Source organism: Pseudomonas rustica, assembly GCF_049959085.1.
Taxonomy (GTDB): Bacteria; Pseudomonadota; Gammaproteobacteria; order Pseudomonadales; family Pseudomonadaceae; genus Aquipseudomonas; species Aquipseudomonas rustica.
Genome location: NZ_CP188200.1, coordinates 5,260,232 through 5,272,871, shown reverse-complemented (window position 1 = coordinate 5,272,871; position 12,640 = coordinate 5,260,232). Strand labels below are relative to the sequence as shown.

Genomic DNA, 12,640 nt, shown 5'->3' with positions numbered 1-12,640 from the left:
TCCCTATCTATAAGAATTCCTTGATTTCAAGGAAGTATCATCCGAAAAAAGATCTTTGCCACTTGACGCATTTATAACGTTTTTGATTACATTGCTCTGCGTTTCAATAGCGCCGCTTCTATTGATGTGAAGCATATGGATTTCTTGGCTCTCAAGTGAGACACCTATAAGCTTGCTCCTATGACAGTCGCATGGGTCGATTTCGCTGCACATGCAAGCTATTTTTATATTTTTCTCGTTTGCTGAAACCAATCTAGCTAACCCTTCTTTATAGAAATCCATAGCTTCTACTTTTTTGTATACGACATGGCCCTCTTCGTCATAGCATGCAGTATCGTTTGGTAGTCCGCCCAGTTGATTGCCCAGGAACAAATAGCCAATGTCACTTTCTTTTAGAAATTCTTGTAATGCTTTTTGATTGTACTGGGGGTGAAATCTTGATCTGGGTTTGGAACGAACATCGACCACATATTTGACTTCATAGGTTTTAAGAAGATGTATGAAGTCTTCAATTTTTCGGCTGCCATGACCGATGCTGTAGATGTAACTTATAGTGTCTTTCATAAGAGAGTTTTCCAAGAAAGTCTGCGCTTGAATCGTGATCTGTCCTAAGCGTAACAGAAGCCTTCAAGGTAGTCCGCCGTTGGGGCGCGATTCACCATTTCTCCTATCCTATCGCATCCGTCGATGCGCATATTGACCCTAGAGGCCGTTCCATAGTGGCTAATGATATCAAAGTGATACTTCTTTTCAATCCTTCTTTGATCCCATTGACCAAGCCGACCGTTGCTACCGCGTCCTATCTTAGGGCGGCTTAGCTCAACAGTTAGCCTATCTATCAACCAGATCTAAAAATATCAATTATTTTCAATAAGTTAAGTGATTTCGGAGATGACGGACACAAACTGATCGGGACTCTTAAACTCCGTACAGCTCAAGCGCTTTCCGGCACGCGCAGAGCTGGGCTACTGTGCCATCAGTGAGGCAGGCCTAAAGTTGACTGACGGGGCGCGCTCTGCCTGACAGTCAACCAAGCCTCTTGTACTCTGCGCAGCTCATGCAGGTAGATACTGCACGAACTGCACCTATAACTCTTGTGCAACAGGGTGCCAAGATTCTAAGTGCTCAGGGGGCTCTGGATTCTCGCATTTGTATTTTGGATAGATGCTGATTTGAGTTGTTTGGATTTCGCTGTGTTAACCAAAAATAATCAAGTTTGTTATTTTTCTATAATTGGTTGATTAAGAACTATATGAGTGCTTGAGCTAGCTGTTTTGTTTGGCTGTACTCAATTCTACCTTTCGTGTATACGCCTTTTTCGGAAATTAAGAATAAGGAGCTCTTCGCCCTAGAGCATATTACATAAAGGAGCCTTCTAGCCATGTAAGGCGCTTGGTTATTTATTTTTCTATATATATCATCCCAGTGAGGGATTTTTCCTTCTAGCAGTCCGGTACATATTACAACTTGGTATTCTTCTCCCTTCGTTGAATGGCACGTTGTGATTTTTATGCCGCTGCCTTCATTAAAGTATTTAGATAGGCAGGTGGAACAGTCCTCTACGCCGTCTTTCCCAAGCCTTCTAGTGACGGCCTTAAGCAAGGCATCGTACTGTGATGTAGCGGATGGCGAGTCTGAGTATGCTATTTTTAGATGTAAGCAGTAAGAGTTAATAATATTATTAATATAAGTTATTATGTCTGAATCAGGTGTGATAATAGAGTTGGAGAGCTTAAGCAAGGCTTTGGCAGTTAAAGTCGTAATGTCTATTTTTAGATCAAGATCAATCAAATTCTGGATGATTTCGCTTGCGAGTCGATATCTTCTATAATAATTTTTGCTGCTCACTTCTGTGTTGCTCAAACGTATTAGTTTGAACCAAACATTTTCTTGGGAATAGGGTATTGGAGACAGTCCAGGGGAGTCTAGCCGAACGCCTGGTAATAAAGTTGACAGAGAACGCCCTAAGTTTGTTACTTCGTACCAACTAGGAGAGAGTACTGCAATTTCTTCAGGAGGAATTCCGTGGTTTAGATACGTGTTGATGATTGTGGAGATATGTTGAGCAAGATCTTCCTTGGAAATGCTTTGATTGATACTAAGATTTTCGCCAAAAAAATTAATATTTTGCTTTGAATCGATTTTATAGGGCGATTCTTGGAACTTGCTATAAAAGTCAATGATTTGTTGTTTGGATCGGTAACACCCCGTTAGGGTCATGCAGTCAATTGAACTTAAATTAAATTCTTTACAGATTTCTTGCTGATTTTTTACCACTGCTCCTAGCCCTGTATATATTGCCTGATCAACGTCTCCCACAAGGCATATTTTACTCTTTCCGTGTTTTATTATTTCTCTTAGGATGTTGTATTGAAACTGGTTGGTATCTTGGTATTCGTCAATTAAGCATGACTCGAATAAGCAAGAAAGTCTGAGGCCAATTTCAGGGTTTTGCAGTAATATACTTAAGGCTATATTTAGAATCAAATCAAAATCAATTAGTTTCTCTCTTTGAAGATGTGAGTGGTACTGTCGTGCAACGTCAATGGCATGCACGGTATGTCCAGTCTCATTAATAGACCAATCATAGTTAAGTTTTAATGGTATTTTATCAAAAGTGCCAACAGCAGAGTTTGCTTTTATATTGTCAAGGATTTCCTGGCTTTCGTATTCGTCCACAACGCGATAGCCAGTAGATATTATAGAAAGTAAACCTTTATGTGGTTTGATTATCCATTCCAAGCAAAAAGAATGAATTGTTCCTACCCAGAGATTGCTTAATGGTATGCCAAAGTTATCGAGACGCTCAAGTATAGTGTCTGCAGCCACGTTCGTGTATGTGATTGCGATTAAACGTTTTTTGCCAAGATTTCCCAGGCTCAACCTTTGAGCTAATTTTGCCACTAATGTTTTTGTTTTTCCGCTACCTGGGCACGCCGTCAATAGTAAGTTGCCATCGTGAATTACAGCGTTACGCTGTTGCTCAGTTAACCCGGTCATTGGCATATCAAACAGCCTCTTTGATGAGAAGAGAAACAGGGTCGGTTACGAAAAATTCGGCAAATAGAGCCGAACTTCCTTCAGGTGTATCAATTCCGCGGCCTATGCAGAAAGCATTATATTTCGCCACCCATCCCCCGTTTTCGTACAGTGGAAGTCTATGATGAATCATCTTCCTCCATATATCTTCAGTTACGTGCCCTTTTAAGGCGTTGGACAGCGCATGAAGTACATATTCGGGGATATTGGTGCACGAGTGTAACTTTTCGCTAATGAGGAGAGAGAACCAACCTTTCCCAACTTTATTCGCTAGTTTTAAAACGTAAAATGTTCTAATAGACGCATCTGTAGATCTGAAGTGAGTCGCGTATGTGTCCATGAACGATTTCTTGGTGTAGATAAGTGGTAGAACGTTACAAAATAGCTCTTGGTTATTAGTATTTAATTTGTTTGTGTTTATAAGTTCTGCTTCAAACGTATTTTCTGCATAATAAGCTGACACATAAGCGTTTCCAGAAATTTGCGCATCTAGATCATTTTTTCTCTGCAGTCCATCACGGTCGGCTGCAATAAGGTGTTCAATATGTTTTTGGTTGGCGTAGCTGGTCGGTGCACTTAAGTAGGCTTCATCTCTGTCAGTGAGAATGGAGCAGTGGATCCTCAATCTCTCAGGATGGAAGAGTCCAGAGATATGTTTGAAAACGGTTCCTCCCATGCTGACTAAACTTATCCCTAGTTCGTCAAGCGAAATACCTATCACCGTCTTAATTAATGCGGGTATGAGGATTTGCTCTGCTTCACCTTCTACCAAAATCACGCCTTTGGAAAAAAGTAAGGTGCTTCTAACTGAATCTAGATATCTCTCGATCCTTGATAGATCTTGAGTGTTTAGACCATTAGATGGTTGGTAAACTTCTGAGTGGAGCTTTTTTCTAGATAATACATTGATTGCCGAGATTTTTGCCGCAGAGCTTATCTGTGATGAGTGAGTTGATATAAATACTTGAGTATTGATGTTGCTAACATTAGAGAATAGAGTTTTTTTAATGTGAGTATGTATGTGTGCTTCAGGCTCTTCAATTAAAAGGAAATGAGCTATTTTATCTTCAGAGTCAAGCTGAGCTTCGTATTCATACAGCTTCAATGCTAAGTATATTAGATTGGCTCCTCCAAGGCTTAAGTCCTCGAGCTTTCCTGATCCAATGTATCCAGTGCCATCTTCAACCAGTAGCCCGAGAGACTTGATTAGTTCATCGAACTCCTCGGGAAGGTATGATGAAATGTCTAAAGATGGTGAGTACGTGTGGCCGACTGCTTTGAGCAGTGTTTTTCTGCTCGCTCAGGTTTCTGATTTCATTAAGATCAGATATTGATGAGTTTAAATTTTTAACCTGTTGAACAATTTTATCCGAGTCCGGGATGTTGGTGGCGCTTTTTGCAAGCAGTTTTATAAGAGGGTTGCTGTTTGTGTATTTCATGTCAGCAACTACATTTCGAAGTGCTTTTACATATGTGCAAGATATCTCTTTGACTAACGAAAAATATGGAGGCTTAATGTTTCCTATTTCTGCCGCGTCTTCATCATCAGGGTTCGGGAAATTTAATTCTTCAAAGTTTCCGACAAGGCGTTCGTAAACATGATCCAGTGAAAAATCTACACTTGTTCTTGTGAATGCAACTGCTTCATAAGAGTCTCTATCAATATTTATGTTGCTAAGATAATGGTCGGTAGTGATTTTTCTAAGGCTTATATCTGTAATTGTTTTTGAGATTTCGTAAAGTTTTGCTCTGACAAACTTTCTGGGTCTGAATACGAAAGTATAATTACCTTCTCGGCTAACCGCACCTGGAAGTAGTGCGCTATTTGCAAGCACTAAATCTTCATCAGACCTTCCTAGATCTGCGAATTTCAAGGAGATAACAATCCAATGCCCTTTGGTTGAGCCTAAACCTCTAAAGAAATCTGAGTTCATCAGCTGACGTGCGTTGAGAGGTAGACTTTCATCTAGAACCAATCTCATTGCATAGAATACGTTAGTTTTGCCTGAGGCATTTTCGCCGATAAGTGTGTTAACAGATTCTTTTGAAAACTTAAGTTTTTCAGATTTGAAATTTCTGAAGTTTCTTAACGTCATTTCCTTGATATACATTTTTATTCCTATTGATTTCTTAAGCGTATATAGGTTTTAAATCATGTTGGGTGCTAGAGGGCTGCTTGATTATTTGGTGCAACTGCCTTGGTTCTGCGAGCTTGCGAGCAATTTTCTGAAGGAAGATAGATGAAGTCATAGCACGCAACCGACAACCGGCTGGAGTGGTACGGTCAGCAAGGCGACCCTTGGAAACTCAGTAATAGTCAGTCTGTTGGTTCTTTTCTTCGGGAAGCTCTTTCTACCTTCGGATTTGATCTGATGGCGATGCTTGAAAATCGCAAGAGGTGGAGACTCTTGGTACCAATGCGTTTGTGTCGCATGCAATCCACCAATATTCATCCAGGACAGCCCTCCCTTTTCTTGATCCTAAGCTATACAACGGACTTAATGCATTCATTTCTACGGGAGCCGAGCATCTGAAATAGTCAGGAGCAGGAGTTAGAACGGTCGCGAATTGCCAATGACTCAGTTTTGGTTAGCGAATCTATTGAGTTACTGCTTTTGGGCGATTTCTGGTTGTTACGGCTGACCGGTTCGGGGCTATCGCGGTCGACGTCCCTAGATGGGGAGGAGCGCGATCATCGGCTAGAATCTTTACCATTCTGCCTTTTTGATGATAGCTGTCTGCTTTCAGCTAGCGCAAAAACCTCCAAGACTTGCCTGTGCGCAGAGATATCAACCCTATGGTTAGCCGGTAATAGTAGCGCGTCGATTCCGACCGGGCCGCAAGCTGGTGGCTCAAAAACCAAGCGAGATGTTTTCGTTGCCAAGTCCACGGGTTGTCTCGGTGCCAGCGCCTAGAAATAGCTGTCTGTATAGCTATAGCCTGCCGTATGTGACGTTCTCGTGTGGCAGGTGCCCCAGTTAGCGCCCCGGCCAAGAACGTCTCAATGTCGAATGGTTTGCTCATGTCCGTCCACCTATGTAGGCCGATACCACGTCTATTCGACCGTGTCCCAACTCATAGCTGATTTGTAATCGTGCTTCTCGATCAAGGCGTGGATCGAGCCGTTTGCATCTGCCACCGTTGATGGGGGCTAGGTGGTGGGTAATCTGTTCATAGCGTTCGCACGCATAGGCCGCGCGCAGTTGGTGGAAACCTTTGAGGTTGTACGTACGTAGGATGTCTCTGGAAGGGCGTACGACACTCGATTGAAAATCTAGGTAGCTCTCGTTCGGTGCTAGCAGGTTGCGGCTACCATCGGGAGATACCTGTTCGGCGTACCTGAGTGCGTCGCGAATATGATCATCCACCATGATCCAGCGAGGTGCTGTTGCGCCGCAGCGGCCACCTTTGGTGCCGTCCTGGATGTTGATCTTGCCATATTGTTCGGCTTCACGTTTGAGACGGGGCAGGTCGGCCAGTATGGTCTCGCGCAAGCGCATGCCGGTGGTTCGGGCCAACTGTGCGATCGCTGCTGCACGAGGTTGCTGGTGGCGGAGCGCCTTGATGATCAACATTACTTGGTCACGGTTCTGACCTTGCGGAGTTGTTGAGCGGATGGTAGTGCGCTGCATTCCTAACGCGTTGCTCGGACTCGGTACTTTCACATACTGATCACTGCGAAGCGCTGCCAAGGTACGGTTGACGCTGGACAATCGGTTTTGCGCAGTGGCGATGGCGAGCTCACCTTGTTCAACTTGTTGGCGCAGATGTCCGGCATAGTCCAACAAGGTCTTCCGATCAATCTGCCGCGCATCGTTAAACCCCGGCCCATCCTTCGAGCGGCACCAACGTACAAATGCCTGCCATCGATCACTGTGCGCTTTGACCGTGCCGTAATGCCCGCCGCCAAACATGTCCCGCAACGCCTGGGCCCCGGCATAACTCAATTGGCGGTCATAGCCAAAATTTCGCCCATCCCGTCTGCCTACCAATGCCATGATCAAACTCCTCTCGAAGCCAAAACGTTTCAAACCTTCCTCACGTCATCCCGCCAAGAGTGCTGAGTGTTATCAGGGATCAAGGCCCCTGCGACCTGTGAGGGTTGTCCACTAACGCGGGACTTACGGCTCTTTACGACCGGGAGCTTGGGCATCTCATGATCTGGCCTCCTGAACACTTCCAAGAAAGTGGGCGGGTGGAGGCTGCACTGGCTGACGAGACCGGCGCCGCGAGATCCTGAGTCGGGTGAAGGCAGCTATGCGATGACCGGGGCATACCTGACTGTCAGTCAGGTGCAGTCCATTCCGTAGGCTGCGGCACCATCATCTGCATCGCTGTTGCTGGTGACTTCGGTGTTTGTCACGCCGATTGTCACGAGGGGGAATGCCGCAAAGCCTTGTACGAGTTGGGCTGCAGCAGCGGTAGAAGCGCCCGTCTCTTTCCGGGAGAAAGAGACGGGCGTAGGTTGGCGCAAGGAAATGGCCAAGCGGACAGGTTGCTGCAAGGCAGCTATGAAAGGGGGAAGTTGCCGCAGTGGGCACACTGGTAAAAGTAGGCATCCATCACATCGCTGTGAGCGTGCGAGCCGCCGGACGCTAATCGCACTTTGGGAGAACCACCACGGTGTGGCGTAGCCTTAAAGGTTCTGGCTACCTGGGGTTGCTGTCAACGACAGCGCTTTGCCCGATCTTTTCTACGCCTGTGGATAATTCGGGTCAAGGCTCGAATTTTTGGGAGTTCTGCGGCTGTGGATGAAATTATCCACCGGTGGAAATCTGTGGCTTTCCACAGACAGTTGTGTGGGCTTTAGATTTTTTAAGTGAGGTCCATCCAAACAGGGCGGCTTTGCAGCCCCGTTTGGATGGACCCGCGTGGATAAGCGGATCACTGAGATATGAAGACCGAGCACTTACTCGGTTGCGCCACGTTTTGCTTTTAGGCGAGTGACGTTGGTGCCGGTCTGATTAGCAAACTCGTGGGGAGTGACATGCTCCTGCCGGTTGGCCTCCAGGTACCGGCTCCACCAGTTTGCGCTCCTCGATGAACTCGGCCTTGTGGATGTAAGCGGCGCGGACGTTGTTGCGCTCCTTGTGGCTCATCTGCCGTTCAATGGCTGTCTCCGACCACAATCCTGACTCGATCAGTGCGCTGCAGGCCATCGAACGAAACCCATGCCCGCAGATATCGGTTTTGGTGTCGTATCCCATCGTCCGAAGCGCGTTGTTCACGGTATTTTCGGACATGGGCTTCCAGGGTTTGGCATCCCCTGCGAAGACCAATGCGAATTTGCCTGTGAGTGCATGGATTTTTTCGAGTAGCGCCACTGCTTGCGGCGATAAGGGTACTAAATGGATATCCCCTGCCATCTTCGTACCCCTTGTGGAAAAGGGTACGCCTTCCAACGCGGGTCGAGTGTCCGGTATCTCCCAGGTGCCGCGCTTGAGGTCGAACTCGCTCCAGCGTGCGAAACGCAGCTCGCTGGAGCGTACAAACACATGCAGCGACAGCATTACCGTCAGGCGGGTAAGTGCCCGGCCTTTATAGGTATCGATCCGCTCCTGTAGTTCCGGCAGTCGCGATAAGGGTAGAGCGGGGCGATGTACCACCCGCGGGGCTTTGATCAAGCCTTCGAGGTCGTAAGCAGGGTTTGCGGTGATAAGCCGGAGGCGTTTTGCCTCGCGCATGATGCTCTGCAGGTAGTTTTGTACCCTTAAAGCAACGTCTCTCGTTCCGCGCTTCTTGATCGCTTCCAAGGGCTGCATGAGGTCATGGGTGTCGAGGTCGACAATGGCGCGGGGGCCGATCAGCGGGAACACGTGGGTTTTGAGGCGACTCATCACAGTCTTGGAGTGGCCTAGTGCCCACTTGGCCGACATTTCCGTGTGCCAGTCCAGCGCAACGCTTTCAAAGGTTCTGCCTTTGATCACAGCTTCCGCCTTGGCTTGGTGCTTGGTCTCTATGGGATCAATGCCATCCGCCAGCATTCGCTTGACCTCCAAGCGCTTGCGACGGGCGTCGGCGAGGCCAATGACGGGGTAGTTGCAGAACGAGGTCAGTCCTTCCCGTCCGTCAGGTTTGACGTAACGGAGCCGCCAGCCTTTGCGGCCATTGGGTTGGACTAGAAGATAGAGTCCATCGCCGTCGAAAAGCTTGTAGGCGCGGTCTGTAGGTTTTGCCAAGCGGCAAGCTGCGTCGGAGAGCGGAGCTGTGGTGCGCGACATAAGGGTACTCCCTTTTATCGAAGTGACCTGTATCCCAAACTCTACCCTTAAAACGGTTGGAATCCACCAGTTTCTGACGGAAACCGATGGAACGCCAAAACGAAAAAACCCGCCAGAAGGCGGGTTTTTCGGGGGTTCCAGAGATTTTGAAAGCCTTCTCTGGAACCTTGTATGGTGCCGGCACCAGGAGTCGAACCCGGGACCTACTGATTACAAGTCAGTTGCTCTACCAACTGAGCTATACCGGCGTGTGGGCGACGATTATAGCGACTGGATAATTTCTGTAAACCCCTGAATTCAGACTATTTTTGCATCTCTGAAAATCAGGCCCTGCGCAGTACATTTCGCAGCGCTTGCACCGTCCGCCCGATGCGACTGTTTGGCCGGGCGAATGGCTGCGCTTCTGCGTGTTCGGCGCGATGCAGGGCGGTCGCGAGGTGGTGTCGGGCGTCGCGTTCGCCAGGTTCAGACGCTAATTATCGAGGAGCCCATTTTCAGTCTTGGGCATGGGTGATAAGGCCGCTGAGCTTTGCTTTTTTTCGGCGGTTATGTCGTTTTGATTGGCGGCTTATGCACAACTGAGCACCGTGAAGACGTGCTTAGGCCGGTTTTTGTGGACGCGTTCTCATTTTGTTCGCAAATCCCTGTTTTATTGGTTTTTTCTTTATGTGAACAAAAAATGACCAGAGCTGTTTCAGCACCGAAACAGGCGTGAATATTGGATCCGAGTAAAATCCATCAACAGAGTTATCCACAGGCTGGCGGTGGTTTATTCGCGTTCGGCCAACAACAGGAAATTGCGCGGAGTCAGCGCTGATTCGCAGAAAGTGCCGAGGCGTACGGCGTATCCCTGTTCGGTGAGGAAAAGTGCCCGATCGAGGTTCAGCCAAAGCTCCAGTGGTCGTCGGAATAATCCGCGCAGCAATTCCAGATTGCGCACTTCGGCCAATCGTTGCCATCCAGCCGCTTCCAGTGCCGCCCAATCTGGTATGCCGACTGTGGATAACTCTTTGAGATCGGCCAGATCGCGGCAGTAATCGGCGAACGGTTTGTCCAGCCAAGCGCTGGGCAGGGAGGGCGTTGGCAAGTATTCGTCGACGCCACGCTTTTGCCGTTGCAGCAGGTCGAAAGCGAGGCGACGGGCCATCGAGGTGTCGCGCTGACGTCGGACGCGTGCACCAGCGGTGACGGTTTCACTCATCGGCAGAGCGAGATCTTCCAGCGAGAGTTGTAGGAGCGATGCCGATCCTGCGCAGGACAAGGCCTGATATTCGCTACGACTGGTGCGGTTGTAGCAGCAGGGCACGATCGCCATTTGCTGGCAACCTGCGGCACTGGCCAGTTGCATCAATCGCACATGCAGGTCACCGCAGGCGTGAAGGGCGACGGGCGTGTGATTCGCGCTCAATACCGCAGAGGCGTTCGCCGCCAGTACATCCTGTTCCACATGCAAAGCGTGCAAGTGATGACGCTGACTTAACGCCTGACCGCTGGCGACCAATAAAGGATCGTATTCAACGCAAGTCAGTTGCTGCCCCGCGCCCAACAAGCGTCGCCCCAAATGCCCCTTGCCAGAGCACCAGTCCAGCCAATGCATCGGCTGCGAGGCAAAAGCCAAACGGCTGGTAAACGCCTCGATCTGCTGCCACTTGCGCCCCGGTACATCGACATTCAAGCGATGCCCCGCAGCCTCCAGCGCATGTCCCGGCAACTCGCCAACCACGCTCAACTCAGCCGACAACGCCGCCAATGAAGCAAACGGCTCCGGCGCATCAGCAAGATCAGCAGGGTGGTTATGAGCGTTTTCCGCGTCTTCCAGCGACCGCCCGCGTAGCCACGAGGACAATTCCGGGTAGGACGCTTCCCAAGCAAGCGAAAGGTGAGTGAACGGTCGAGGTTTCCACAGCGCCTGATGCTCAATCAAAAAAGCATCCAGCGCGGTGAAGCGGGCGAGTAAGTCCTCGCCCGTCAGCACGTAGGAAGAATCAACGCCCTTGGCAGGCATCGACGCGCAGCCAGCGCTCCAGCAGCTTGAAGCCGCGCACGAGCACGTAAGCCATCAGCAGATAGAACACGCCCGCCGCGAAGAAGATCTCCACCGGCAGATAGGTGCGCGCGATGATCGTGCGCGCCATGCCGGTCAGTTCCAGCAGGGTCACGGTGCTGGCCAGCGCGCTGGCCTTGAGCATCAGGATCACTTCGTTGCTGTAGGCCGGCAGGCCGATACGCGCCGCACGCGGAAGGATGATGTAGAACATCGCTTTCGGCTTGGACATGCCCAACGCTCGCGCCGCTTCGATCTCGCCCGGCGGAATCGCCTGAATCGCCCCGCGCAGAATCTCGGCGATATACGCCGCGGTGTGCAGGGTCATGGTCACGGTCGCACACCAGAACGGATCGCGCAGGTACGGCCACAACGCACTTGCACGCACCGCGTCGAACTGCGCCAAACCGTAATAAACCAGAAACAGCTGAACCAAAAGTGGCGTGCCACGGAAAAAGAAGATGTAGGCGTAAGGCAACGAGCGCACGTACCAGAGCTTGGAGGAGCGGGCGATGCCTAGCGGAATCGCCAGCAGCAAACCGGCGATGACAGCGATGGCCACCAGTTCCAGAGTCAGGGTCGCGCCCTGCGCCAGTTTCGGCAGCCACTTGATGATGACTTCCCAGTTCATTTAAGCGCTCCTCGCAAAGCCGCGAGCGGCGCGTTTTTCCAGGAAGTGCATGCCGGTCATCGCCAGCACGGTCAGGCCCAAGTACATGATCGCGGCGACCATATAAAAGGTGAACGGTTGTTTCGACACGGTCACGCCGATTTGCGCGTGACGCATGATTTCTTCCAGGCCGATCACCGAGACCAACGCGGTGTCTTTCATCAGGATCATGAACAGATTGCCCAGACCGGGCAGGGCGATGCGCCACATCTGCGGCATGATCAGACGGGTGAAGATCCGCCATTTCGACAGGCCCAGGGCCTGGCCGGCCTCACGGTGGCCTTTGGGAATGGCGAGGATTGCACCACGGAACACTTCCGTGGCGTAAGCGCCGAAGCACAGGCCGAGGGCGATCACGCCAGCGGCGAAGGCGTTGAGTTGCAGGTCGGGGTTGCCGAAGAACTCACCGAGGGCGCGCATCAGGTTGACCGTACCGAAGTAGATCAACAGCACCCAGAGCAATTCCGGGACGCCGCGCACGAGGGTCGAATAAGTGCCGCCAAGCCATTGCAGCGGCTTGTACGGGGAAGTCTTGGCCAAGGCGCCGAGCAGACCGAGCACCAGTCCCAGGCACAGGGCGGTGAGGGCCAGTTGGACGGTCATCAGCGCGCCGGCAGCGAGGGCCGGGCCGAATCCGTAGAGGTCGATAATCATGGGTTTCTGTTC

At 50.0% G+C, this 12,640-nt stretch carries 8 protein-coding genes, 1 tRNA gene and 1 pseudogene; all 10 read right to left on the bottom strand.

Features of this window, described 5'->3' with window-relative positions; translation table 11 throughout:
- Nucleotides 1-3: 3 nt before the first annotated feature.
- Nucleotides 4-564, bottom strand: coding sequence for a DUF488 family protein (locus ACP3TY_RS24005; protein ID WP_426618643.1), 561 nt, complete (start codon nt 562-564; stop codon nt 4-6).
- A 684-nt stretch (nt 565-1,248) separates the two neighbouring features.
- Nucleotides 1,249-3,006 (bottom strand): UvrD-helicase domain-containing protein, encoded by a 1,758-nt coding sequence (locus tag ACP3TY_RS24000; RefSeq protein ID WP_426618642.1) that lies wholly within the window; start codon nt 3,004-3,006, stop codon nt 1,249-1,251.
- A 1-nt stretch (nt 3,007) separates the two neighbouring features.
- On the bottom strand, nt 3,008-4,204 hold the full coding sequence (locus tag ACP3TY_RS23995; RefSeq protein ID WP_426620516.1) for an ATP-dependent nuclease: 1,197 nt from the start codon (nt 4,202-4,204) through the stop codon (nt 3,008-3,010).
- Between the two features lie 46 nt (nt 4,205-4,250).
- Complete coding sequence (locus ACP3TY_RS23990; RefSeq protein ID WP_426618641.1) at nt 4,251-5,150, bottom strand: AAA family ATPase; 900 nt, start codon at nt 5,148-5,150, stop codon at nt 4,251-4,253.
- Between the two features lie 909 nt (nt 5,151-6,059).
- Complete coding sequence (locus tag ACP3TY_RS23985; protein ID WP_426618640.1) at nt 6,060-7,037, bottom strand: integrase domain-containing protein; 978 nt, start codon at nt 7,035-7,037, stop codon at nt 6,060-6,062.
- A 911-nt stretch (nt 7,038-7,948) separates the two neighbouring features.
- Nucleotides 7,949-9,260: pseudogene (locus ACP3TY_RS23980) on the bottom strand (tyrosine-type recombinase/integrase).
- Between the two features lie 172 nt (nt 9,261-9,432).
- A tRNA-Thr gene (locus ACP3TY_RS23975) sits at nt 9,433-9,508 on the bottom strand.
- Nucleotides 9,509-10,029: 521 nt separating this feature from the next.
- Nucleotides 10,030-11,265, bottom strand: a complete 1,236-nt coding sequence (locus tag ACP3TY_RS23970; RefSeq protein ID WP_426618639.1) for a methyltransferase — start codon at nt 11,263-11,265, stop codon at nt 10,030-10,032.
- Nucleotides 11,246-11,935, bottom strand: coding sequence for an ABC transporter permease (locus ACP3TY_RS23965; RefSeq protein ID WP_159815479.1), 690 nt, complete (start codon nt 11,933-11,935; stop codon nt 11,246-11,248). Before ACP3TY_RS23965 ends, ACP3TY_RS23970 begins: the two co-directional genes overlap by 20 nt.
- Nucleotides 11,936-12,628 (bottom strand): ABC transporter permease, encoded by a 693-nt coding sequence (locus ACP3TY_RS23960; RefSeq protein WP_007909165.1) that lies wholly within the window; start codon nt 12,626-12,628, stop codon nt 11,936-11,938.
- Between the last annotated feature and the right edge of the window lie 12 nt (nt 12,629-12,640).

What these genes read in the sequence shown, in the direction of transcription:
- ACP3TY_RS24005 (WP_426618643.1), bottom strand. Translation starts at nt 564, where the DNA reads ATGAAAGACACTATAAGTTACATCTACAGCATCGGTCATGGCAGCCGA.
- ACP3TY_RS24000 (WP_426618642.1), bottom strand. Translation starts at nt 3,006, where the DNA reads ATGCCAATGACCGGGTTAACTGAGCAACAGCGTAACGCTGTAATTCAC.
- ACP3TY_RS23990 (WP_426618641.1), bottom strand. Translation starts at nt 5,150, where the DNA reads ATGTATATCAAGGAAATGACGTTAAGAAACTTCAGAAATTTCAAATCT.
- ACP3TY_RS23985 (WP_426618640.1), bottom strand. Translation starts at nt 7,037, where the DNA reads ATGGCATTGGTAGGCAGACGGGATGGGCGAAATTTTGGCTATGACCGC.
- ACP3TY_RS23970 (WP_426618639.1), bottom strand. Translation starts at nt 11,265, where the DNA reads ATGCCTGCCAAGGGCGTTGATTCTTCCTACGTGCTGACGGGCGAGGAC.
- ACP3TY_RS23965 (WP_159815479.1), bottom strand. Translation starts at nt 11,935, where the DNA reads ATGAACTGGGAAGTCATCATCAAGTGGCTGCCGAAACTGGCGCAGGGC.
- ACP3TY_RS23960 (WP_007909165.1), bottom strand. Translation starts at nt 12,628, where the DNA reads ATGATTATCGACCTCTACGGATTCGGCCCGGCCCTCGCTGCCGGCGCG.